Source organism: uncultured Winogradskyella sp., assembly GCF_963975125.1.
GTDB lineage: Bacteria > Bacteroidota > Bacteroidia > Flavobacteriales > Flavobacteriaceae > Winogradskyella.
The window spans coordinates 1-24,230 of record NZ_CAXBGB010000047.1; the positions used below are offsets into that span (position 1 = coordinate 1).

23 protein-coding genes and 1 pseudogene are annotated in these 24,230 nt (G+C 30.9%); 4 read left to right on the plus strand and 20 right to left on the minus strand.

All coding sequences use genetic code 11. The features are described from left to right. On the plus strand, positions 1-2,217 hold a 2,217-nt coding region (locus AAC053_RS08395), incomplete at its 5' end, for a polyribonucleotide nucleotidyltransferase (protein WP_339755293.1). Positions 2,218-2,324: 107 nt separating this feature from the next. On the opposite strand, the gene AAC053_RS08400 is transcribed toward AAC053_RS08395, so the two are convergent. Then, positions 2,325-2,849, minus strand: a complete 525-nt coding sequence (locus AAC053_RS08400; protein ID WP_339755295.1) for a hypothetical protein — start codon at positions 2,847-2,849, stop codon at positions 2,325-2,327. Between the two features lie 372 nt (positions 2,850-3,221). Here AAC053_RS08400 and AAC053_RS08405 point away from each other — a divergent pair, with 372 nt between their 5' ends. From AAC053_RS08405 to rpe, 3 genes are all read left to right on the plus strand, one after another. Further along, a complete protein-coding gene (locus AAC053_RS08405; RefSeq protein WP_339755297.1) occupies positions 3,222-3,596 on the plus strand; it encodes a hypothetical protein in 375 nt (124 codons plus the stop codon). Positions 3,597-3,689: 93 nt separating this feature from the next. Then, positions 3,690-4,553 (plus strand): sigma-70 family RNA polymerase sigma factor, encoded by an 864-nt coding sequence (locus AAC053_RS08410; RefSeq protein ID WP_339755298.1) that lies wholly within the window; start codon positions 3,690-3,692, stop codon positions 4,551-4,553. Positions 4,554-4,745: 192 nt separating this feature from the next. Beyond that, complete coding sequence (gene rpe, locus AAC053_RS08415; protein WP_339755300.1) at positions 4,746-5,408, plus strand: ribulose-phosphate 3-epimerase; 663 nt, start codon at positions 4,746-4,748, stop codon at positions 5,406-5,408. A 24-nt stretch (positions 5,409-5,432) separates the two neighbouring features. Here the strand turns inward: rpe and AAC053_RS08420 are convergent, their stop codons facing one another. The 19 genes and pseudogenes from AAC053_RS08420 to AAC053_RS08510 form a co-directional block, all read right to left on the minus strand. Beyond that, entirely contained in the window at positions 5,433-5,852 is a 420-nt protein-coding gene (locus AAC053_RS08420) for a CBS domain-containing protein (RefSeq protein ID WP_339755301.1), read from the minus strand. A gap of 90 nt (positions 5,853-5,942) precedes the next feature. After that, positions 5,943-8,279 (minus strand): polysaccharide biosynthesis tyrosine autokinase, encoded by a 2,337-nt coding sequence (locus AAC053_RS08425; RefSeq protein WP_339755302.1) that lies wholly within the window; start codon positions 8,277-8,279, stop codon positions 5,943-5,945. Between the two features lie 3 nt (positions 8,280-8,282). Continuing rightward, complete coding sequence (locus AAC053_RS08430; RefSeq protein WP_339755303.1) at positions 8,283-9,044, minus strand: polysaccharide biosynthesis/export family protein; 762 nt, start codon at positions 9,042-9,044, stop codon at positions 8,283-8,285. A 99-nt stretch (positions 9,045-9,143) separates the two neighbouring features. After that, complete coding sequence (locus tag AAC053_RS08435) at positions 9,144-10,232, minus strand: MraY family glycosyltransferase (RefSeq protein WP_339755304.1); 1,089 nt, start codon at positions 10,230-10,232, stop codon at positions 9,144-9,146. Between the two features lie 108 nt (positions 10,233-10,340). Further along, positions 10,341-11,441: a UDP-N-acetylglucosamine 2-epimerase (non-hydrolyzing) gene (gene wecB / locus AAC053_RS08440; protein ID WP_339755306.1), complete on the minus strand. Its 1,101-nt coding sequence runs from the start codon at positions 11,439-11,441 to the stop codon at positions 10,341-10,343. 16 nt (positions 11,442-11,457) lie between these two features. Continuing rightward, positions 11,458-12,156 (minus strand): WecB/TagA/CpsF family glycosyltransferase, encoded by a 699-nt coding sequence (locus AAC053_RS08445; RefSeq protein ID WP_339755307.1) that lies wholly within the window; start codon positions 12,154-12,156, stop codon positions 11,458-11,460. A 4-nt stretch (positions 12,157-12,160) separates the two neighbouring features. After that, positions 12,161-13,348, minus strand: a complete 1,188-nt coding sequence (locus AAC053_RS08450) for a delta-aminolevulinic acid dehydratase (RefSeq protein WP_339755309.1) — start codon at positions 13,346-13,348, stop codon at positions 12,161-12,163. A gap of 10 nt (positions 13,349-13,358) precedes the next feature. Then, complete coding sequence (locus AAC053_RS08455; RefSeq protein ID WP_339755310.1) at positions 13,359-13,781, minus strand: hypothetical protein; 423 nt, start codon at positions 13,779-13,781, stop codon at positions 13,359-13,361. A 62-nt stretch (positions 13,782-13,843) separates the two neighbouring features. Continuing rightward, a complete protein-coding gene (locus AAC053_RS08460) occupies positions 13,844-14,890 on the minus strand; it encodes a glycosyltransferase family 4 protein (RefSeq protein WP_339755312.1) in 1,047 nt (348 codons plus the stop codon). Further along, positions 14,890-15,867 carry a GNAT family N-acetyltransferase gene (locus AAC053_RS08465; protein WP_339755314.1) on the minus strand — a complete coding sequence of 326 codons (978 nt, stop codon included), beginning with the start codon at positions 15,865-15,867 and terminating at the stop codon, positions 14,890-14,892. Before AAC053_RS08465 ends, AAC053_RS08460 begins: the two co-directional genes overlap by 1 nt. Continuing rightward, entirely contained in the window at positions 15,867-16,484 is a 618-nt protein-coding gene (locus AAC053_RS08470; RefSeq protein WP_339755315.1) for a hypothetical protein, read from the minus strand. Before AAC053_RS08470 ends, AAC053_RS08465 begins: the two co-directional genes overlap by 1 nt. Continuing rightward, on the minus strand, positions 16,481-17,395 hold the full coding sequence (locus AAC053_RS08475) for a polysaccharide deacetylase family protein (protein ID WP_339755317.1): 915 nt from the start codon (positions 17,393-17,395) through the stop codon (positions 16,481-16,483). Before AAC053_RS08475 ends, AAC053_RS08470 begins: the two co-directional genes overlap by 4 nt. Positions 17,396-17,398: 3 nt before the next feature. Continuing rightward, a complete protein-coding gene (locus AAC053_RS08480) occupies positions 17,399-18,685 on the minus strand; it encodes a hypothetical protein (protein WP_339755319.1) in 1,287 nt (428 codons plus the stop codon). Next, positions 18,682-19,830: a hypothetical protein gene (locus tag AAC053_RS08485; protein WP_339755321.1), complete on the minus strand. Its 1,149-nt coding sequence runs from the start codon at positions 19,828-19,830 to the stop codon at positions 18,682-18,684. Before AAC053_RS08485 ends, AAC053_RS08480 begins: the two co-directional genes overlap by 4 nt. A gap of 2 nt (positions 19,831-19,832) precedes the next feature. Beyond that, complete coding sequence (locus AAC053_RS08490; protein ID WP_339755323.1) at positions 19,833-20,888, minus strand: glycosyltransferase; 1,056 nt, start codon at positions 20,886-20,888, stop codon at positions 19,833-19,835. A 43-nt stretch (positions 20,889-20,931) separates the two neighbouring features. Continuing rightward, the gene (locus tag AAC053_RS08495) at positions 20,932-21,612 is read right to left on the minus strand and encodes an acyltransferase (protein ID WP_339755325.1); all 681 of its coding nucleotides are present in this window, start codon (positions 21,610-21,612) and stop codon (positions 20,932-20,934) included. 108 nt (positions 21,613-21,720) lie between these two features. Next, a complete protein-coding gene (locus AAC053_RS08500; protein ID WP_339755326.1) occupies positions 21,721-23,148 on the minus strand; it encodes a lipopolysaccharide biosynthesis protein in 1,428 nt (475 codons plus the stop codon). 109 nt (positions 23,149-23,257) lie between these two features. Continuing rightward, positions 23,258-23,842: a hypothetical protein gene (locus AAC053_RS08505; protein WP_339755328.1), complete on the minus strand. Its 585-nt coding sequence runs from the start codon at positions 23,840-23,842 to the stop codon at positions 23,258-23,260. Positions 23,843-23,996: 154 nt separating this feature from the next. Further along, positions 23,997-24,230 (minus strand): annotated as a pseudogene (locus AAC053_RS08510) (GDP-L-fucose synthase); the annotation flags it as partial.

Genomic DNA, 24,230 nt, shown 5'->3' on the forward strand with positions numbered 1-24,230 from the left:
GATGGTAGAGAAATTTCTATCGAAACCGGAAAATTAGCAAAACAAGCGCATGGTAGCGTTGTTGTGCAATCAGGAAAATGTATGTTATTATGTACAGTTGTTTCCAATTACGAACAAAAAGATCTTGGTTTTCTACCGTTAACAGTAGATTACAGAGAAAAATTTGCTGCTGCAGGTCGTTATCCAGGTGGTTTCTTTAAAAGAGAAGCAAGACCTAGTGATGGTGAAGTATTAACAATGCGTTTAGTGGACAGAGTTTTACGTCCATTATTCCCAAAAGATTATACCGCTGAAACGCAAGTGATGATTCAATTAATGTCTCATGACGATGACGTTATGCCAGATGCAATGGCAGGTTTAGCTGCTTCGGCAGCTATTCAATTATCAGATTTCCCTTTTGAATGTGCTATCTCTGAAGCTAGAGTTGGTCGTGTAAACGGAGAATTTGTAATCAACCCAACACGCGCGCAATTAGCAGAATCTGATTTAGACATGATGATTGGTGCTTCTGCAGATTCAGTAATGATGGTAGAAGGTGAAATGAATGAGATTTCTGAAGAAGAAATGGCTGATGCAATTAAATTTGCACATGAAGCGATTAAAGTTCAATGTGCTGCTCAATTAAGATTAGCAGAAGCATTCGGAAAGAAAGACGTCAGAGAATACGAAGGTGAAAGAGAAGAAGCCGATTTAGCCAAGAAAATTCATGATATGGCTTATGATAAAGTGTATGCTATTGCAAAAGCTGGATCTGCTAAACATGAAAGAAGTGCTGCATTTAAAGAAATAAAAGAAGATATTAAAGCGTCGTTTTCTGAAGAAGAAATGGAAGATTATGGTGGTTTAATTTCTGATTATTACCGTAAAGCTGAAAAAGCTGCCATTAGAGATTTAACCTTAAATGAAGGGTTACGTTTAGATGGTCGTCAAACAGATGAAATTAGACCAATTTGGTGTGAGGTTGATTATTTACCATCAACTCATGGGTCTTCAATCTTTACTCGTGGAGAAACTCAAGCATTAGCAACAGTTACTTTAGGAACCTCTAGAGATGCAAACAAAATAGATATGCCATCTTATGAAGGTGAAGAAAATTTCTATTTACATTATAACTTCCCTCCTTTTTGTACAGGTGAAGCTAGACCAATCCGTGGAACATCTCGTAGAGAAGTAGGACATGGTAATTTAGCGCAACGTGGTTTAAAAGGAATGATTCCTGACGATTGTCCTTACACAGTACGTATAGTATCTGAAGTATTAGAATCTAACGGCTCGTCTTCTATGGCTACTGTATGTGCAGGAACTATGGCTTTAATGGATGCAGGTGTGCAAATGACTAAACCAGTTTCTGGTATAGCAATGGGCTTAATTTCTGATGCTGATTCTGGTAAGTATGCTGTATTATCTGATATTTTAGGTGATGAAGATCACCTTGGTGATATGGATTTTAAAGTGACTGGTACTGCAGATGGTATCACAGCTTGCCAAATGGATATTAAAGTAAAAGGATTATCATACGAGATTTTAGTTAACGCTCTTCAACAAGCACGTGCTGGTCGTTTACATATCTTAGAGAAATTGACGGATACAATTGCTGTACCAAATGCAGATGTAAAAGATCATGCTCCTACAATGGTAACAAGACGTATTCCTAACGAATTTATTGGAGCCTTAATTGGACCTGGTGGAAAAGTAATTCAGGAAATGCAAAAAGAAACTGAGACAACTATCGTTATTAACGAAGATCCGGTAACTGAAGAAGGTATTGTTGAAATTTTAGGTGTAGGAAGTGAAGGTATTGATGCTGTAATGGCAAAAATAGATGCGATCTTATTTAAGCCTACAGTTGGTAGCGTTTACGAAGTAAAAGTAATCAAGATGTTAGATTTTGGTGCTGTTGTTGAGTATATGGATGCGCCAGGAAACGAAGTCTTATTACACGTATCTGAGTTAGCTTGGGAACGTACAGAAAATGTGTCTGATGTTGTAAACATGGGAGATGTATTTGATGTGAAGTATTTTGGCCAAGATCCTAGAACACGTAAAGAGAAAGTGTCTCGTAAAGCAATCTTGCCAAAACCAGAAGGTTATGTAGCAAGACCACCAAGAGATAATAACAGTCGTGGTGGACGTGATAATAACAGAGGAAGAGATAATCGTGGACGTGATAACCGTCGTGATGATCGTAAACCTAGAGAAGATAAAAAGGAAGACTAAATCGTCTTTGTAAATTATAACTTCATAAAACCGCCTCAGATTATTCTGAGGCGGTTTTTTTTATAAAGTTTCATAAAATGTCATGGACACAATCCATAAACTATACCTTATAAAACATCTGCGGTTACCTCCAAATCAATAGTAATGTTAATGGTAAAACCCATAGCATCTTCACAACTCGATTCACCCACAATACCAATTAAAACACCATTGCCTGCCTTTAGTTTGGACGCAATAGAGTTTAATAGTGCTGTATTGGTAACCTCAAATACAGTAACCGCATCAACAGTTTGTTTTACAACCATGTTATGGTGTAACAATTCAACACCATCAGCGACCAAATTACCTGTTATAATACCATTAACGTCTCCTGTAAAATTTGTTAACTGATACCTAAAACTTGTAATTCTTACATTTTTTAATACATCTAGATAATCTCCTGTATCATTGTTAACCATATTAATTAATAGAGTTCTGTTAAGGGCTAAATCTTCGCCAGCTAGGACATTAACGTCCAACTGTTCATTTAAAGTAGTACTAAAATCTACCTCAGTGAGTTCATCAATTTTGTCGCATGATGTATAACTCACCACTAGCAAACCCACTACTAAGAATCTGATAAAAGTTTTCATAATTAGAATATTTTAAATTGTTTTTAATAACCTATATAAAGCTACAAATTAGCCCTTCAATTTGCAATTTTTAAGGACTGATAGATATCAGTTTTGAGCATTGATAAACTTAATTAGTAGGTGAAGAGATAAATTATAACAATGCCTAATATTTTTAGGGTATAAAAAACAAATGACAAGTTGTTAGTTTATTCTGGCAAAAAAGAGATCGCGCACTATTCTTTAATATAATGCATCAAAAAATAAACAGATTAAGGGATAGAATTATTATAACAATAAGACTTTTCAACTTTGAATAAAGAAAAACAAAAGTGTTTTAGGCTCAAACACATAAATTTGCCTATATCATTAGTTTTCATTATATCATTAGCTATGATAGCACAAGACAAAGCTAAGTACGTAGAAGAGCTAAATCATTCTATCAGCTATCTTGAAAATTTAGGCTACTCTAATATTAAAGCAGATGTTGAAGGTTATGAAACACCCAAATCATATCACAAAAAAGGAAGTAAGATTGAGGTGACACCAGACATAGTTGCTGAAAAAGAGGGTAGAAAGCATATTTTTGACTTAAGTTTAAAATCTGAAAGCCCTAGATTACTAAAATCAAAATGGTTATTTCTAAATAGCCTAAGCCAAATAAAGTCTTATCGTTTTAGACTAATTACTACTAGAGGCCATTATAAATTTACAAGTGAAACAGTCGATGATATTAATTTAGATAATATAAAACTTATTAAAATTTAATTTTTTATTAATAATTCTGTAACATTATTATGCTTTTATACGTATAATTGATGCAACACGTTGTTGTTAACATTGCACAAATCTTAAAATTAAATGAGACAACTTAAAATTACCAAGCAGGTAACCAACAGGGAAACTGCATCATTAGATAAATATTTACAAGAAATTGGTAAAGTAGATCTTATTACAGCAGACGAAGAGGTAGAATTGGCTCAGCGTATAAAAGCTGGTGATCAGCTTGCTTTAGAGGAATTAACAAAAGCAAACCTACGTTTTGTTGTTTCAGTTGCCAAACAATACCAAAACCAAGGTTTAACATTACCCGATTTAATTAATGAAGGTAATCTAGGACTAATTAAAGCAGCACAACGTTTTGATGAAACCCGTGGTTTTAAATTTATCTCTTATGCGGTTTGGTGGATTAGACAATCTATCTTACAAGCATTAGCAGAGCAATCTCGTATTGTACGTTTACCGTTAAACAAGATTGGTTCTATTAATAAAATTAATAAAACGTTTGCCTTTTTAGAGCAAAGTCATGAGCGCCCTCCTTCTGCAGAAGAAATCGCCAAAGAATTGGATATGACTATTAATGATGTTAAGGAGTCTATGAAAAATTCTGGTCGGCATGTCAGTATGGATGCTCCTTTAGTTGAAGGTGAAGATTCTAACTTGTACGATGTATTGCGTAGTGGAGAATCTCCAAATCCTGATAGAGCTTTATTACACGAATCTTTACGAACTGAGATTGAACGTGCATTAGAAACTCTAACTCCTCGTGAAGCTGATGTAATTCGTTTGTACTTTGGATTAGGAAACCAACACCCAATGACTTTAGAAGAAATTGGAGAGACATTCGATTTAACTCGTGAGCGTGTAAGACAAATTAAAGAAAAAGCGATTCGCAGATTAAAGCATACCTCACGAAGTAAAATATTAAAGACATATTTAGGATAGGATTTCGTATATTTAGCGTCCAACCTAATAAAGGTAACAACAGTTACAAAACATAACTGTTCGTTTTTTGATTGATGAAAGAACCCACGGCTGATTACCGTGGGTTCACTTTTTAGAACATCTTACTACTCAAAACAAAAGAAACTTCTTTTTTTATTTACCTTTGTTCAAACCAAATAGAACTTCAATAAAATGGCTTCAAAACTAATTGCACCTTCAATGCTAGCTGCCGATTTTGGCAATTTACAACGGGATACAGAAATGGTTAATAATAGTGATGCGGACTGGTTTCATATCGACGTTATGGATGGTCATTTTGTACCAAATATATCCTATGGCATGCCTATAATAGCTGCAATAAAAAAGCATGCTACTAAGCCATTAGATGTTCATTTAATGATTGAAAAACCAGAGCGTTACATTGAAGAATTTGCTAAAGTAGGAGCTGATATTATTACTGTACATTACGAATCTACAGTACATTTACATCGAACTTTGAGGCAAATTAAAGATGCTGGCTGTAAAGCTGGCATTGTACTTAATATAACAACACCTCTTACTGTTTTAGAGGACATTTTACCAGAATGTTACATGATTCTGCTCATGTCTATTAATCCTGGTTTTGGTGGTCAAAAATTTGAAGACATCACCTATAAACGCATAAAACGACTTCGCCAAATGATTAATGAACAAGGCTTAGATACACGTATAGAAATTGATGGTGGTGTAACTGATAAAAACATCAAAGCTCTCGTAGAAGCAGGCGCAGATGCTTTTGTAGCAGGAAGCCATGTTTTTAAAAGTGAAAATCCAATCGCAACTATCTCTAATTTAAAAACCATATCAAACTCATAAAAAAAGCGCCATAAGGCGCTTTTTTTAATATTGAGCAATCAAATAATTGATAAGATCAGTTGTTGTTACTATACCAACCAAAATTTCATCATCAACTATGGGTAGTGCATGAAACTCTTTAGTGGCCAAAATTTCTGCAACTTCTTTAATTGAAGTTTCAGAATTTACCGTAGTTACATTTTTAGCCATGACTTGGTCTATGGTAAACATGTTATATACTAAGGTATCTACATCGCTTTCAGATTCATCAACGGCATCAGCAAAACTAATACGTAATAAATCTGTATAACTTAACATCCCAATAATAACCTCACCAGATACAACTGGAATGTGTCTTATTTTATGACGCTTAAATAATAATTCTGCACGTTCTAAATCGTCTGTTCTATTTAGAGCTATAATGTTTTCAGACATTATAGTACTCACGGGTATTCTCTGTCTCATAATATTGAATTTTTATTCAATACTAAAGGTACTTTACAGAACCTATATAAATTATGACAAAAGTCATAATGGAGAAAGAGAAAATACAAACTAAGATTTTGCTCCGTAACCATAATTATAGCCATAATTATAGCCATAACCATAAGACCTACTTGCACCAACGCAATTAACAACATAAGCCATATTATTTAGCTTACCTGTCTCAGATAGTTCTTTTGAGAATTTTAATAGATTTTTCTCAGTATAATTGGAGCGTGTTAAATATACTGTAGCATCCGCCAATTTAGAGATAAGCATAGTATCAGTAACTAAAATAGTAGGAGCTGTATCTACTATAATGTAGTCGTACTCTTGTTTTGCTTCGTCTAATAGTTTCTTAAAACGACCATTAGTTAGCAAATGAGCCGGATTTGGAGGAATACTTCCTGACAAAATGATTTGATGATTGGGATGTTTTTCAAATCCATTAATTAAAGCATCTTTCCAATCGTAATCTACATCATGGAGGTAATTAGATAATCCCGGTTTGTGTTTTTCTTGATTAATGTGCGTGTGAATTTGAGGATTTCTTAAATCTGCACCAATTAATAACACCTTTTTATTAATGCTCGATAAGGCCAAAGACAAATTAAGACTAATATAAGTTTTCCCTTCCCCTTTAATTGTAGATGTACAATAAATAACTTTACCTTTTTCATTACCATTTACTGGTAAAATATAATCTACATTAGAACTCAATATCCTAAAAGATTCTGCCAATGCATTGCGATCATTTGGGTCACTAAAAATAGTTGCTCCATTCTTTTTTACTTCTGGTATTTCTCCAATTACTGGTATATTAGAGGTAAGCTTTATAATATCCTCTTTACTGTGTAATTTTGTGTCTAGCATAAAAGTGAGATACAAAATACCAAAAGGTATCAGCAATCCACCAAGCAATGCACCAGCATATACAATATTAGATTTTGGAGAAATTGGATCAGTACCAGACAAGGCATATTCTACAACCTTAATAGAAGGCTCTGTAATGGCTAAATTTATAGCTGCTTCTTCTCGCTTTTGAAGTAATAAAACATATAAGCTCTCTTTTATTTTCTGTTGGCGTACAATTGAATTAAGTAAGCGCTCTTTTTCTGGAATTTGAGCTACTTTTCCCGAAAACTGACGGTTTCTATATCCTAATTGTTGTTGTGATGCTTCTAATTGACTTATATACGTTTTAAGCGATCTATTTATATTAAACCTTAAATCTTTAACCACACTAGCCGCCAATTTAACTACTGGGTTATTAGCACCTCCACTATTTGCGACCTTAGCTCTATTAATGACAGCAGTATTGTATTCTGATATTAAACTATTGATTCCTGTATTTTCTATACCAATATTAGCTGGTAATAATCCCGAACCCGAAGTATCTTTTAATGAGTTTTCTAACAATTTAGCAAGTGACAATTGGTTTTCGATTCTAAAAACCTCTTCTTCAGATTGGGTGCGTTGTTGAAGTCCTAACTCTGCATCAGTAACTAAATTAACCAGATTATTGCTTTGTTTAAAATCTTGATAACTAATTTCTACAGAGTCTAATTCTCGAGCCAAAAAGACAAAACGAGCATCTATAAAATCTAAAGTGCGTTTAGATACAAGTTGCCTATCATTTATGCCATCTTTATTAAATATATCTATTAAGGTATTTAGAATGCTTTCCGATAGATTTTCACTCTCCCCTTTAATATTTAATTGTAATAAATCACTCTGCTCGCCAATAGCCTCAACCTCTATTCTAGATTTTAGACTTAACGCTGCCTTTTTTATTGTTCTAAACGTTATTATAAATGTTTTACCTTCAATATGCTCTGCGTCTAACTTAGGCAAATATGTAATCTCAAAAGGCAAGCTATGTTCTTTATTGTACGTATTGTAGTCTGAAAATTCAAATGTTTTTTCTGTTTCAATATTAGTAATACTAAATTTTGAGTCGTTAACAACAATCTTATAATTTAAGTTTTTTATAATACTGTCTGGATGAATAAGCTGTTCAAAATGAAATGGTAATGCTACTAAAGGTGAGGTTTGTATCGTTCCTTCTTCATAAAACCTAGTGCTAAGTTTTAGCTCGGTAATAACACGTTCTATTATTATATAAGAGGTTAATATTTCAATCTCATTTTCTAAATTTATATTAGATCTATTAAAGACAAATGCCGAAGTCGGTAATTCTAGACCTTCCGATTCGTCTAATATTTTAACTTTAGCTGTTGTCTGGTATATTCTAGGAGCGTATCTAAGATAGGTATAAGCACTAATTAATGCTATAGCTATTGCTAATACAAACCATGGCCAATAGCGTAAATATCGTTTTATTTCTTGCTTAAGATCAACACTTTCTTCTTCTTGAAATGCTGCAGTACTATTGATTGAATTATCCATAATTTACCTCGACAATAATATGATTGAACTAAGTACCACAGATGTTATTGTTAGTACAGTACCAATATTAGCTACAAAACCCGCATTTTTAACTCTTGGATTATTTGGATTAACAACGATAACATCATTGGGTTTTATAAAATAAAACTCACTATTCATAAACGATGCTGACGTTAAATCTATATGCGCAATTTTTCGCATTCCATCAACCTCTCTAGTCATTAATATATCTTTTCGCAATCCATTAATAGTTAAATCGCCTGCATAGCCCAAAGCCTGCAATATGGTAATGTTTTGTTCTGTAAAATTATAAGTACCTGGCTTATTTACCTCTCCAAGAATAGTTACCTTAGCATTAATTAGACGTATATTTACTGATGGATTAGACAAGTGGCCATCTGCTACTAATTGGCTTTTAATAGCGTCTTCTAATTGTTTTGTCGTCTTATTAACTGTTGATATTTCACCTAATACAGGAAAACTTATTGTATTATCTATAGATACTAAATATCCATCTAACTGCAACAGTTCTAAATTCTGTGTTGGTGTACCTTGTATGGCAAATCTATTATAGGGTAATGCTGCCTCTGGCACCATGCTCTCTACAGTAATTTTTAATATGTCATTAGGCTGAATATTTGCAGATTGATAATTTACATTACCAGTTCCTTCGGTAGAGATATCTTGCATGTAAAGCACTTCCTTTTTAGAAGCACATGAGAAAACACATAGTAATACTATAAAGCTTATAAATCTTATTTTCATTTAATTACTAATTCTAGGTGAGGCAAATATAACTGCATTTAAAAGACTTGCAAAGTCGAGGGCACATTTAAGCTAAAAAGTAAACTGTTTTTTTTAGAATCATTTTAAAAGTTTTTTTATCACAAATGGCAATACATAAAGAGCAGACCCATATAAAAATAAATAAATAATTTGGGTGTTTAGATTAAGGCTTAAAAGATTAAAAGCGATGCAAACTATGATAAAATTAATACTAACAATTAATACTGTAGTCATTAAATGGCTAAATCCACTTTTAATAAATCGATGATGTATATGATTTGTATCTGCTTTAAATGGGCTTGTTCTATGAATCACTATCCTAATAAAAAAAATACGCAGTGTATCAATTAATGGGTAAAATAACAAAGCAAATGCCAAAGCTGGTGAATCTTTGTAATAGTTAGACTCAACATTTGTCTGCGCCATATTTATAAAACTAATAGTGAAAAACGCTAATAAAAAACCAATTATCATAGACCCTGTATCTCCCATAAAAATTTTATTCTTATTTGAAAAATTGAATCTCAAAAACGCCAATAATGCACCACATAATGCAATAGCGATAGTCGCAAGACTTAAATCATTTGTACTAACAAAAAGATATACAAATATGGCACTAGCATTTAGAGCAATGCTACCTGCCAATCCATCTACACCATCAATAAGATTATAGGCATTAATAATTAAAATGTAAACAAATAAGGTGAAGCCTATAGAGATCCAATATGGAAGTGTATAAACATCTAAAATACTAGAAAACCCTATAATACGTGTATCTGTAAAAATGATAAGCAAGGCTGCTACAAAGAGCTGCCCAATAAATTTTCTTCTTGCAGATAATACGGTTAAATCATCTTTTAGACCTAAAAAAAACAAAATTGTTAAACCTCCCATTACTAAGAGTAAAACCTTCGTATTTAAAAAGGCTCCTATAATAGTCATTACCACTATAAGACTAAAAAAAATACCAATACCTCCGAGGGTTGGCGTTTTATCTGAGTGTAAACTCCGACCATCGGGTTCATCCATTAAATGTTTTTTCTTAGCCACAAATAAAATTGTAGGAAAACTTCGATATGCAATTAAAAATGCTAATACAAATGCTAATGCTAACCAGACTGCCAGATGGTTCTCTGGCGAAAAATTTTCGAGTAATGTTTTAATCATTAAAACCCTTTTTTTTAAACTTATTCTTAAAACATCTTAGGGTATCCGAAAGGTACAAATAATTAAGTAAAGTATTATGCGTACCTAATAAACTTAAAGGTACCAATGCTATTTTTTTGAAAGTATTAATAGCGCATCTATAATACGCGCTGCTGTTTTTCCATCCCATAAAGGTATGCTCTTACCAGTTTTCCATTGCCCCTCAAATAAGGTTTCGAGATATGGTTTTATATGCTTAGGATTTGTTCCAACCAATTCATTGGTTCCTAAGGTTATAGTTTCTGGTCGCTCAGTATTATCTCGTAAAGTCATACAAGGAACATCCATTATAGATGCCTCTTCAGTAATACCTCCAGAATCTGTAATCACTGCTTTTGCTTGCTCTACAAGGTAATTAAACTCTAAATAGCTCAGTGGCTCTATAGTGTGTAATCTCGGATGTGCAATTTTTAAGCGTTCTAATATTTTAGCAGTTCTAGGGTGCACAGGGAATACTAACGGTAAGTTTTGGGTGCAACTTATAATCTCATCAATCATAGATTTTAACTGACTTTCTTCATCAACATTTGCAGGGCGATGTAGCGTTATTACAATGTAAGATTGGGGTTTAAGATGTAACCGTTTCCATACGTCTGGACGTTTAAAATTTGGTCGTTGTTTTAAAAGTGTATCAATCATCGTATTTCCTACAAAGAAAATCTGATCTGTTTTAACACCACTTTCTCTCAAGTTTTTATTAGCCAATTCAGACGTTGTAAAAAAATAATTGGTAATACTATCTGTTACCAGTCTGTTAATTTCTTCTGGCATGGTCCAATCATCAGAACGAATACCAGCTTCAATATGTGCTACTTTGGTATTCAGTTTTTGCGCTACTAAAGCGCATGCCATTGTAGAGGTAACATCACCAACTACTAACACTAAATTTGCTGGATGCGCCATAAGCTCTTTTTCAAAACTTATTAGTATTGCTGCGGTCTGCTCTGCTTGTGTACCTCCACTACATTCTAAATTTACGTGTGGTTCTGGAATTTGAAGTTGCTCAAAAAAGCTTCCAGACATATTTTTATCATAATGCTGACCTGTATGTATCAATCGGTAATCTATAGCTTCCTTTTTATCTTTTGCAGCTTGAATCGCATGAATAATAGGAGCAATTTTCATAAAGTTAGGTCTTGCTCCTGCAATAATGGTGATTTGGTAATTCATTCTTATTTTATTTATTTTAATATCTATTTAGGTGTAGATTCACAATAAAACGCAATAAATGTATCTGACGTTTAATTCGTGATGGTTGACTAACCAGTCTATAAGCCCATTCTAAATTATTTTTTACCCACCAGTATGGTGCTCGTTTTACGTTTCCGGTATAAACATCAAAACTACCACCTAAACCTTGATATACAGCTTTATGGTGTTGTTGTATGCGCTCCATTAATAACTCTTGTTTTGGAGAACCCATAGCAACAAAAATGACATCTGGTTTAAGTTTTACTATATCTGCAATTAAATCTATTTCTTCTGCATCTGTCTTTAAATAACCATTTCTATAATTACAAATGGTTATTCCTTCAAATTCAGATTGTAATTTATTAACTGTTGTTTCAATAACCTCTTGCTTACCACCAACCAGATAAAATGACTTATCCTTAAAATGCTGTTTCACTACATCTAACCATAGTTCGCAACCTGGTATTTTAACAACGGATTTATGTCCTTTCTTATGCAATGCCCAAACCGCACCAATACCATCTGGATAGCCTAAATTTCTGTTAATAATTGCTCTGCTTTCATTGGTTGCATGCAAGATTTTTTCGGCATTAACTGCTATCAAAATCTTTTTATGCTCAAAAGCATAATCTATAAGTTCCATCCTAGATTTAGGCGCATAAGTATTCACGTTGTTTAAGGTTTCTGATAGCATAAAACTAATTAGATTCTAAATAATAATGTGCCATAGCATTAAACATAAACGCGTTACTCCATCTCATATAAGAGATTTTAGAACTCATTCCTTTTTTTATCTGGTAGTAAAAATAGCCTTTTTTGTCTTGCATATTATTAACTGTCCAAAGTAAAGTTTTTTCAAGTAATTCTTTATGACTTTGAAATACATTTAATTTTGATGCTGTAACTATAATTTGAGCCGGACAATGAATATCTATGGGATAGGTTTTATTGTGATAATATTTTGGCATGCCATCTACTTCAAAAAAATTAGCGACATAATACTCCCATCCTTTATCTAAATAGTCTTGAAAGGAAGTATCTCCTGTATTTTGCTGATAGGTTTCAATAGCATCAAGGTTAAACCCTGTATGAAAACTATCAATCCAAGATTGAATGGGCAGTAAGCCGTATACCCAAGAGCCATCTTCATTCTGCAATTCGCAAGCTGTTGATACCGCTTTAAAAGCCTGTTCTTTATGCGCTTTATTATTTGAATATTTATAGGTAAAACTCAAAATTTTAGCTCCTAAAAGCGAGGCATTAATCACCGTATTATTGCCATCGATGTTACTATAAGAAAATAGAAACCCATTTTTATGAGGCGTACGCGATAAATCCTTAAGCACAAAATTTGCAGAGGATAATATAACGTCTAAAATTATTTTATCTTTTGTTATTTCGTAGCTTTCGGCTAAAGCTTCTATGCAAAAAGCAGTCGCTACCACAGTAGGAGTATTCTTTTTGAACAAAAACAAACGTCTTGCTTGCCAATCGAAATTGTAGCCCCAACAAGCGCCTGAATACCCTTCGACTTTCATATCCAAAAGCAATTGTGTTAACTTCTCAATGTGAATCAAAAGTTCTTCTTTGGTCCCAAAATTTTTATTTCCTTTTAAAGCAGCTTTATATAACTTACAATAGCCTAAGAGAAAAAGAGAAATTCCTTTAGAGTTGTGCTGCTTAGGTACTAATAATAATTTTCTAAAATTAATTGGACTACGCTTAAAGCCTTGTATCCAAGCTAACCTCGCCAAATCCCAATGTTTTAATGGCAAGGCTTGAAACACTTTAGAGTTCATCCCATCATAAGGATCCCAACCTTTAAAATTTTCGGCTTCGCAGTAGGCTTTTAATTTTAAAAAGCTTGTTTGTATTTTAGATTTCAATTTGTTGAGTTTACGATTTATCTTTTAAAAAAGGCATAGTCCCTTCTTTGTACTTAGGATTAGAAAAAATATCATAATCTAGATTTTTAATATTGCCAATTATTTTAGCGGGATTACCACCAACAATAGCATTCTCAGGGATGCTTTTATTTACAAATGAATTTGGAGCTATGATTACATTATCTTCAATTACAATTGGCCCAATTATTACACTATTTGTTCCAATCCAAACTTTATTACCAATTTTGGGTACATCTTTATACGGAAAATTTCTTCCTGTAGTCACTCTCATACCTATTGAACAGCCCTCACCTATTTGGGTTCCAGCGACTAGCAATGTTGACAATCCTCTATATGCAAAATAACTTCCTTTGCCAATTAACACACTCGAAGGAATTCTACTATTAAAAATTAAAAAAATTATAACCTCCACTATTTTTGGTAATAAAGGAATTTTATATCGGTAAAAAAAAATACCTATTCTATACAGTCTTATCATTGTACTTTTTTAAATATTGCTTCCATATCCAAAGCAACATTTGAAGCCATGAATTTAGATTTTGCATACTCATGGTTATATTCACCTATAAGTTTGCACGTTTCTTTATCGTTTAAAAGGGATTCTAATTTTACAGCATAATCTTTAGGTTCTAATCCTTCAATTAAATAGCCCATTATATTTTCTTGAAAAAAATCTTTTAATCCGCCTACTGGTCTTGAAACAATTGGTAGGCCAAATGCCATAGCCTCAAGAACAGTAGTAGGCATACCTTCGCTATGCGATGGCAAAACATAAACATCTGCACTGGTAAAAGCCTGAATTAAATCGTCACCAGTTACATTGCCCAAAAAATCTACATTCTTTATTTTATTTAATTTTACAAATTCCATAGCTTTACTAAATTCTGTCCCATCTCCAGCAATAATTAATTTAGCATTTGGATATTTAGAATTAATAATTTTAAATGCTTCTAAAACTGTATAAATGCCCTTATAAATTTCTATTCTTGATAAAAAAAGAATAGTCTGAGAATGTTTTTTAGATTTTATATCAAAATGCTTAATTAAACTGTCATTTACTTTTGTTGAAGTCAGAAAAACAGGTTTAGAAATACCCCATTTTATTAAGTCAAACTTAAAGTCTTTTGAAAGCACCAAAAAAGCATCGGCAGTAATAAACTTTTGTTTAAACTTATTAGGATTGAGGTTTATTTTAGATACCATATCAACATCCCATCCATGAAAAAAAATCAGAACTTTCATGTTAAAACATTTTGCTATTTTTAAAAAAAGTGAGTCACGTTTTATTGCAGTCCGACCCAAAGATGGATTTAATACAATTAAGTCATATTTGCGAATTGCACAAATTATAATAAATCTTATATAATCATATAATAAAGCAAACAGTCTAGGATATCCTTTGCGTTTCCCTACAACATTATAATCTATCTCATAGTTCCAAAAAGGTTTAAGACCAATATAGTGATTAGACACTCCTCCACTATGAATACTTAGGTTAGGTGTATTAATAAGAACTCTCATTAATAGCGTTGTTTTTTTAGTTTTAATAATTTATAGGCTAACAATAAGATTTCAATATATTTTTTTTTATAAAAAGTCCACTCACCATTATATTGAACCTTTGTTCCTCGTGATGCATTTTTAAAGACATAAACACTATCCGTAGCATGGTTACTTGGAGGTATTCTACCAAAATCGAATGTTTGAAAGCCTTCTTCTTTTAATGTTTCAAAAATATGCTGCATTATAAAATAAGTTGCACCACATTTTCGAGCCTCTAAAGAATTGGCTGCAAAAATATCGGTAGCAAACAAATTATTTACATGAACTATTCTAGCTGCTACTGGATGATTTTTGTTGTTATATACCATAAAAGTTCTAATATCATTAGATGCTAACAATATCTGTAAAGACTCTGTCTCTAAATGAAACCCTAAACCTTTTAAATTAGCTAACTCTTTAAACATATCTGAAATCTGCTTTGTTTCTTTTGTAGAAATGTCAATTAGCTCTTGAAACTTCAATTCAAACTTCAATGCCTTTTTAACATTTCGCTTCCAATTGTTATCAAATTTAAAATCGATATTAAAATCTATTTCAATGGTTAAAGGACACGAGAAAGAGCCTAAAGGTCGTATAAAACCAGAGCGCCTTATTCCAATCTCAAACTCTAAATTAAATGTATTATTACTATTAATCTCTATCCCTTGGTAGCCTATATTGAGCAAATTGGAATAAAAATTTTTAAAGATTTTTTCGCTTAATTCATTTATATAACTCTCTCCTTCTATACGTAATATCTTTTTTGATGAAAAGGGTATTTTTTGCGCAATTCCCCAACAGGTTATTTTTGGGTTCTGTACTGAATCAACAAAAAACACAATTTGCTTACCACAACACAATAAATAATCACACCAACCCCTAGATTGTGTGAATGGAATGCGATTTAACTTCTTTTGAAGTTCAAAAAACGTCGTTTTATCTTTTATTTCAATCATTACAATCTATAATGTTTAATAGAAATTTTATTGAATATTTTATAAAAGGTTATTTTCTCAATTATCTTAAACCCATTTTTAAACTGCACTTTTAAAGCTGGTTTATTTTCTTTTAACACCAAAACCAAAACATTCGTTTTACCTCTTTTTGCTATTTCATGCAAACGAAAACTATTCATTTTTGAATGAAACCCTTTGCCTCTATAATCTGGATGACAATACGAATCTTCTAGTAATGCTTGATTTGAAACAAGTTTATCTTTTTTATCAAAAATAATCGGATAATTAAGATACTTCCAAGAAATCCACGTAAAATAAACTATTCGTTCTTTGTCAATACAAATAAAACAACTATAATTATTAGAGTTTAATCTTTCCGTAAATAATTTCTTCTTTTTTATATCTATGAAATCTAATCTAGAGACATCAGACTTTTTAAGTTCCATTACATCTAAATAGTCATAAGAGCTATATATTTTACTTACATAATCCTTATCTATTGTATAATTTAAAAGATAGAATGATTCATAAATAAATCCAAATTTTCTAAATAAAATCTTGACAATACGTATAAATGCATATTGTCGATATTGTTTGAATGTATTTATAATACTCATTTCGAATAAACTTTTCTTAATAATTTAAGTAAAATAACGCCTAAAGTATCTGATGCATTAACTCCAATTCTTTTAATTTTAAAAACATCTTCATCTAACGTATTTATTCCTGAAATAGTCGTAAAACTATAGTTAATTATTGATTTTTTAAGTATTTGTAAAGTTGTAGAATTAAACATCCCGTTAGGGAATGCAAAATATTTTGCGTTATGATTCAGTTTATTAGTTAGAACTTCTATTGAAGTATTCAATTCAGCAAATTGTTTCTCCATAGGTGAAATCGATAACATCGAATGATTATGTGTATGTGGTTGCACAAAATAACCTTCATTTATAATTTCACTTAACTCTTCCCAATTCATCATTAATCTATGGTTAGGTATATCAAAATTATCAACAATTGACAGATATTTTTGGTCAATTAATTTTCCTTGATTTAATTGCCTTAGTTGATTTTCAATCTCGGTTTCAGTTAGAGTTTCAACCGTAACTAAATACCTCAATTTATCATGCAATAACCATTCTTTAGTTCCTATTAATTTTGTTACAACGAAAAATATGGCTTTAGAATTATATTTTTTTAAAATCGGAAATGCAATATCATAATTATCTTTATAGCCATCATCAAAAGTTAAAAGTACGTAAACCCCTTTTTTAGGTTTGTTTTCAAAAAATTCTTCTGGATATAAAAATTTAAAATGTTTAGAGAGCCATTGAATCTGATGGCCAAATTGCTCATCATAACCTGTTTCTAATATAGACCCACGTTTAACACCATAATTGTTATATTTAGAAAAGTTATGATAGTTAAGAACTATAAATATTGGCTTATTTCTGCCGAGAAATTTTATTAGTCTAACACAACCTAATACAATCAAAAGCTTGCCAATAGTTATCTTAAGTATATGCATTGGCTATCTGTTTATTTTATACTTAGCAAAAAAGTAATTTAGTACTGAATAATGTTTAGGGCTATTAATTAATGATAAAATAATAAGAAGAATAAAAGTCACTTTCAAACTAGTAGTGAAATCTGAAGAATAAACAAAATGAGTTGCTAAGAACAATAAGAATATTAATCTTCTTAGAGTTATGGTAAAACTATGATTAATTGATTTATTAGACAATATTACTTTTTTAAACAAAATTATTGTTAAAATCATTAAAAGCCATCCACCAGAAACTATATCTCTTGTAAAACCAACTACTCCATATGTAAAACCAAATTCTCTTCTTGTTTTCTTATTTTTAATTGAACCGTATCCCTTACCTAAAAGAAAAATAGAACTATTTGACAAACTCTCATTTAATATAGCACCAGTAGTATTAGATCTACCAATGGTATTACCATATTTATCTTTTGAATTTTCATATTGGTCAGCATATTTTACTGCTAAATTAATAGTTTCAACAGCATTTTCGTTACCCGCTAAAAAGTAATTAAATCCTTTAGAGTTTCTAATTCCAAATATTAAAATTACAAATCCAATAAAACCATAAACAGAAATATTAAATATCTTCTTCTTAAAATATTTTTTCCTTTTTAAATATTTTAAAGATAGGAAAACCACAATTATGAAAAATAAAGGAACTAAAAAATAAATAGCCCTTTTGGAGCTTGAGTAGGCAACTAATAGCAAACTAAAATTTATAAGCGAAAACAAGATTAATTGATTTGTCTTGAACTTTTCTATAAACAAAAAAAACAATAAAGAAATACTCATAATTACAAGAGGGAAAATTGTAGCTGTAGTACCTCCTAAACTAGACATTAAACCAACATAACCTTCTATGCGCTGTTCTAAAATAAATAAATTAAAGAAAGCTCCTAGACCCTGCCCTAAAATTAAAACTATAATAAGCAACAGTAGCAAATTCCATTGTCTTTTAGTCAAACTCATTATATAGAACTGATTGTAAATAAGATAAAAGTATAATGTAAACCTAAAATAGAGAATACTTTCCACCAAAGAATTACCGTTAGCAAAGCCTACAAAAAGTAGAGTAATCATTAAAAAAAATAAAAATTTTGCGCCTGGAACCTTTATACTAAACTTAAATTTGAACAATATAAATAAAACGACAATGACATCTATAACATAATAAAACTCTGGCAAAAAAAAGAGTATTCTCTCCCACATTCCTTGTGTATAGACAAGAAACAATGAAGTTAATAGTAAAATATATTTGAATTTACTCATAATTGTAAAACAAAATCTATCAACTTTTTCGCTTGCTTTTCCCACGTATATCTATCCATTACGAAATTTCTGCATTTTGATGAAACATCTGCCTTATTAACTAAATTCAAATCAATTATATCCTTTAAACGATTTGAAATTTCATTGATTTGATTTTTATTTTCTGAGTCAAAATAAAAAATAAGCTCTTCTTTATCTTCAAAAACATCAGTAAAAGCTTCAAGATTTGGTGCCAATACTTTTTTACCTATAGCTAAATATTCCATTAACTTAATAGGGCTAGAAACCCTCCAAGCATCAAAATAAGGAAAAGGCAAAACGGGTAAGTCAGAGTTAAAAATATACTCTGGCATTTTAGACAATGGCAAAGGTGGCAATAATTTACACCAATTAGATATGTTTTTATCTATTATATATGATTCTATTTCACCGTTTACACAAATGCCTACTTGCAAAAGCGTTATATCATATCCTTTATTAACAAGTATTTCTGTTGCTTTAATCAAAGTTAAATTACCTCTTGATATGGAAATACCACCATGATAGAAAACCATAAAGGACGTAGACTTTTTTACTGAATAATTAGTACTATCAAACAGATTCAAATCTACACCAGAACTCCATGTTACAGTTGGTTTTTTAGCATCATAGCGGTCCATTATATATTTTTCCATAAATGGCGTTATAAAACTAAAACCATTAAAAAACTTAACTGCAAGACTAAATTGATTATGAAACCTTTTCATATCAGAGTCAAATGTTTCTGGATTAGTAGGAGTAGTTCTAATATCTACAACAAATTTGTTGTTTTTTCTAAAAATCCTATTTAAGACACATGCAGGCAGGACATAAAGAACCAAATCTTGATTAACCATTACTATGTCTGATTTAAATTTTAATACAATCAATACTGCTTTTAAAATTACTAGAATTTTAAATTCAATAGCTTTTATATAACGTGATTTAAAAAAACCCAAATAGTTTATATTATTTGGCAAGCCATAATAGTTCTTTTCTTTAAAAAAAGTACAGTAATACTGCATGTTAATATTCCGACTGTTTGCTGTTTTGAGCACTTCAATTTCAGTTGAAAAATTAGTAACTCTATCTAATTGTTTTGTTTCAAACCAATGTATATTTTTCATCCCTAAATCTTCATAAGTTCAGCAATTTTATGCAAATTATAATCAAGATTATGATTCGCTGCTACATATTTATAAGCTCTTTCTGACATACCTTCTAGTTCCTCCCTATTCTGCCAAAAATAATTTAACTTGTTCTTAATTTCTTCTATTGTTGGAATTAAGCATCCTATGTTTTCTTTAGTTAAAATTTCATCTGGATTAGAATTCATACTAAAAACAATATTCTTTCTAGACCACGCTTGCAGAAACACATTAGAAAACCCCTCATATTCACTAGTATTTATTAAAATATGTGATTCAAGAAGTATTTCATTTACTTCTGAGTTACTTACCTCTCCTCTAAATTGAAAATTACTATTATTTAGATTCGATTCCTCAATCAATTTCTTGTAATTTTCATTTTGTCGACCGATCATAATAAATTTAAAATTAGGATTATCGCTATACTCATCTGCAATTTGAATAAAATATTCTGGTCGTTTTATTTTCTTAAGATTAGCGATCCAAACTATATTTAACTTATTATATTCTTTATTAATCTTTTCGTTTTTAGGTTTTGGCACTGCTTGTCTTAATAATAAACCGTCGATACCAAAATTTTTCTTTAGAAGTAGTTTTTGCTCGTTATTTTGAACAATAATATTTTTAGTATGCTTAAAGGCATTTATTATTATTAAATACTCAAAAAAATCAAATGGTTTTAATAAAAAATTAAATTTAGTTTTCTTTACCAAATCATTGTTTGATGCTATAGCCCACAAATGGGGTATTTTATTTTTAACTGAATAATTTGATGCCATTCCAGTCCATGAAGAATAAAACCTTGTATAAATAACATTAGGCTCTATTGTATGAAGTAGCTTTAAAATAGTGTTTCTGTATAAAAACCAGCGATTTCCAATTGTTTTAGGAATTTTAATTCTCTTTAATGGATGTAGGTTAATATTTAGCTCATTGGTATATGGCTTATCCTTATCTTCAAAAATATAATGAACATTTAAATCTTTTTTTTTAAAAAAAGACACGAGGTATTTTATTTGTATTTCTGCACCACCCATAGCTTGCTCCCAATAAGAAGGGTGAAGAATAACAACAGTTTTATTAAATTCCTGCATTTTTCAAAAAATCATCAAAACCATTAAAAACAGCTCTATTGTTTTGCTTATAATACTCATAAGCATTACCCATCTGTCTCTTTACAGGTAACTGAGGGCACTCATCATCTCCATTTAAAAACAGGGGGAATTCCTCCCAAAACTCTTCAATTCTTGGCCTTCTGTCAAATCTTTCTTGAATGCTTCTAGCATAATCTAAAGCTTGAATAATTGAATTTTCCTTTCTGATTTTATAATAGTCATCTATACTAGATATTACTTTAGCTGGAATGCCTACAGCAACTGAATTTTCGGGAATACTTTTTGTCACAACTGATCCAAAACCTATAATACAATTATCGCCAATGGTAACATTTTTTAGTACTGTACAATTTCTACCGAAATATACATTATTCCCTATTTTAATTCGTCCTGACTGTGAAATGAATTCATTGTATAAATTTTTTAAAACATAAAATGCACCGTCATGCGTTACAAGAGTTAAGTTTTTATTTAAACGAACATTATTTCCTATTTCTATCAAAGAAGGTCTTGTGATATCAATGGATAAGCTTTTAACATCTGGCGTAATGAAAATATTATCCCCTATTTTTACTCCTTTTCTTCGCAAATATTTAATATATCGTTGTGGGGAAGTCCTTGCCCAACGAAGTTTAAGGTTTGCCAACCTATTATATATTTTACTCTTAAAACTCATGTCTATATGTATAACATTTAGTTTGACTAATAAATTTTCAAAAGTCGTGTTTTCAACTCAAAAAAAATAATTAAACTATTATTTAATCTTGAATGTTTTAATCTTACCTAAAAACATAAAATATGATTTATTCCGGGTAATGCGGTTAATGACTATAAAAAGAACGCCAAACACCAATGCATATAAAACTAATTTCAGCAACAAAGTTTTTGTTGCAATTACGTCAATAACAAAATAAGCTATTACCGATGATATAGATGGAGCCAAAGCTTGAGCTATAGTAATTTTTAACTGGTCTGAAATTCTAAAATCTATGTATTTACCGCAATAAATTGCATCTACAAAAGCAGAAAAATACCTAGCTAATATTAAACCATATAAAATAGTATAAATAGTATAAGTGTAAGTTATTAATAATGATAAAAGAATTAACCCGTTTCTTAAGAAAGTAAGATTTCTATATAACTTAGAATTATTTTCAATTTTAATAATATTAGAATTTAAAGTTACTAACGGCTGAAATAAAAACGACAAGAGAATAAGTTGTAAAAAAGGAACCGTAGGTATCCATTGCTCACCAAAAAGAAACTCTATTATTGGATACGCACCTCCTATTATAAACGCACTGAAAATAAAATGTATGAATAAAAAATGGTTACTTATTGACACATACATTTTTCTACGCTTAACTTTATCAATCTCCTTAGCCAAAAGAGAATAAGATGTAGTTAATATGATACTATTTACTGAATAAAAACTAATTTTATTAATTTTTTCAGCTTGATTATAGTAACCTAAAATACCTGAATTGTAAAACTTACCTACAAATACCGAATATAAATTTGAACCTATTTGATTAGTGAAATAGGACAATAACATATTGTTACCAAACTTACGCATAACCCTATATCTAGACCAGTTGAAGTGAAAAACAGGTGTCCACTTATTAATTGCAATGATCATAATTATATTCACCATACCAAGGCTTATAGCCTGTATAACTAAAGCCCAATATCCCCAACCTAAAAGAGCAAAAATATATGCTATACTAACAGAAACAAGACTACTTACTATCTGAATTAATGAAGCATTCTTAAATAGTAATTCTTTTCTCATTCTTGTAAACTCGGTAAGACATATGGCTTTGAAAATTATACTTAAACCCAACACACGTGTAATACTGATTAGTTCGGGCTCCTTATAGAAAGAAGCTATAAGCGGTGCGCAAAAAAAAAGAAGGAAGTAAAACCCAATCCCAAAAACTATATTATGAACAAAAATAGTAGCAAAATCTTTTTCCTTAGAATTGGGATCTCTTATCAAAAAATCTGCAAAACCAGATTCTGTAAAATTCATTGCAATACTTAAAAAAATTGCTAGCATTGCAATTAACCCATAATCTTCTGGTGATAATTGTCTTGCAATAAGAATATTACCCACAAAACCAATAGTCTGTGTACCAAATTTATTTACAGCACTCCAACTATAATGACTCAATTTACTCATATATCAATTCCTATGCTTTTATTTTAATGTGACTTAGACTTTATTCAGCTTTTTTTTAGGGTATTAAAGAACCATTTTATAAATGTGCCCATCCATGCTAAAACTTTTATCAGCTTCGGTGAGCTATTATTTTAGCTGGTATCCCTCCAACAACAGTGTACGGTTTAACTGAATTATTTACAACTGCTCCTGCCGCTATCACTGCTCCTTTTCCAATAGTAACACCATCAATCACAGTAACATTAGCCGAAATCCAAACATCATTTTCAATGATTATTCCCTTTATTGTCGATCCTTGCTTTTTAATATGAATACTAATATCTCTATAGTTATGATTGGAACCAACTATAACACAATTTGGTCCTATTGAACAATACTCTCCAATAGTGACTTTATCTAACACACAAGCATTACGATTAATAGTTGTACCTCTTCCTATAAGTAGATTTTCTGCGGATCTTAGGAAAACATTTTCGTGAATAAAAACATCATTTTCAATTTTAATTTTCTTACCTCTAATTTTTGTGTTCTCAAGAATTGTTATGTTAGATCCAAAAACAATGTTCCCACTTAAATGTATTCTTCTTCCAAACTTTACCTTTGTAAACGAACCAAAGAGCAAAAATGATCTTATTTTACCAAGAAAATTATTATATATAAATTTTATTTTATTTTCAATTCTTATCGTTAGCATTAGTGAATCTGTTTTTATTTTTTTAATCAACAAACTTTAATTTTAATTCGAAAATATACTAAATATCATAGATTATTAACTTCATTATTTAAAGCAAATAAAAGGACTATTACACTTTTTAAGTTTAAAAACAGTTAAAAGGCTATTTAAACTCTCACTTTTTAGGGTTTAAGTTGTTATTCTTTAAAAACCACTCATAAGCTCTAACAATCCCTTCCTTTAAACCAATCTTTGGCTCCCATCCCAAACTTCTTAGTTTAGAGCTATCCATTAATTTTCTTGGTGTTCCATCTGGTTTAGTACTATCCCAAATAATATCACCTTTATGGTCTACAGTATTTTGTATGGTTTCTGCCAAAACTTTAATAGTAACATCGCTACCTGTACC

Bases quoted from the DNA above. Each gene is read 5' to 3' on its own strand.
- AAC053_RS08435 (WP_339755304.1), bottom strand. From the start codon at position 10,232: ATGATTAAAACATTACTCGAAAATTTTTCGCCAGAGAACCATCTGGCA.
- AAC053_RS08425 (WP_339755302.1), bottom strand. From the start codon at position 8,279: ATGGATAATTCAATCAATAGTACTGCAGCATTTCAAGAAGAAGAAAGT.
- AAC053_RS08465 (WP_339755314.1), bottom strand. From the start codon at position 15,867: ATGATTGAAATAAAAGATAAAACGACGTTTTTTGAACTTCAAAAGAAG.
- rpe (WP_339755300.1), top strand. From the start codon at position 4,746: ATGGCTTCAAAACTAATTGCACCTTCAATGCTAGCTGCCGATTTTGGC.
- AAC053_RS08500 (WP_339755326.1), bottom strand. From the start codon at position 23,148: ATGAGTAAATTGAGTCATTATAGTTGGAGTGCTGTAAATAAATTTGGT.
- AAC053_RS08410 (WP_339755298.1), top strand. From the start codon at position 3,690: ATGAGACAACTTAAAATTACCAAGCAGGTAACCAACAGGGAAACTGCA.
- AAC053_RS08420 (WP_339755301.1), bottom strand. From the start codon at position 5,852: ATGAGACAGAGAATACCCGTGAGTACTATAATGTCTGAAAACATTATA.
- AAC053_RS08475 (WP_339755317.1), bottom strand. From the start codon at position 17,395: ATGCATATACTTAAGATAACTATTGGCAAGCTTTTGATTGTATTAGGT.
- AAC053_RS08480 (WP_339755319.1), bottom strand. From the start codon at position 18,685: ATGAGTAAATTCAAATATATTTTACTATTAACTTCATTGTTTCTTGTC.
- AAC053_RS08485 (WP_339755321.1), bottom strand. From the start codon at position 19,830: ATGAAAAATATACATTGGTTTGAAACAAAACAATTAGATAGAGTTACT.
- AAC053_RS08460 (WP_339755312.1), bottom strand. From the start codon at position 14,890: ATGAGAGTTCTTATTAATACACCTAACCTAAGTATTCATAGTGGAGGA.
- AAC053_RS08505 (WP_339755328.1), bottom strand. From the start codon at position 23,842: ATGCTAACGATAAGAATTGAAAATAAAATAAAATTTATATATAATAAT.
- AAC053_RS08445 (WP_339755307.1), bottom strand. From the start codon at position 12,156: ATGCTATCAGAAACCTTAAACAACGTGAATACTTATGCGCCTAAATCT.
- AAC053_RS08470 (WP_339755315.1), bottom strand. From the start codon at position 16,484: ATGAGTATTATAAATACATTCAAACAATATCGACAATATGCATTTATA.
- AAC053_RS08430 (WP_339755303.1), bottom strand. From the start codon at position 9,044: ATGAAAATAAGATTTATAAGCTTTATAGTATTACTATGTGTTTTCTCA.
- AAC053_RS08490 (WP_339755323.1), bottom strand. From the start codon at position 20,888: ATGGGTGGTGCAGAAATACAAATAAAATACCTCGTGTCTTTTTTTAAA.
- AAC053_RS08405 (WP_339755297.1), top strand. From the start codon at position 3,222: ATGATAGCACAAGACAAAGCTAAGTACGTAGAAGAGCTAAATCATTCT.
- wecB (WP_339755306.1), bottom strand. From the start codon at position 11,441: ATGAATTACCAAATCACCATTATTGCAGGAGCAAGACCTAACTTTATG.
- AAC053_RS08400 (WP_339755295.1), bottom strand. From the start codon at position 2,849: ATGAAAACTTTTATCAGATTCTTAGTAGTGGGTTTGCTAGTGGTGAGT.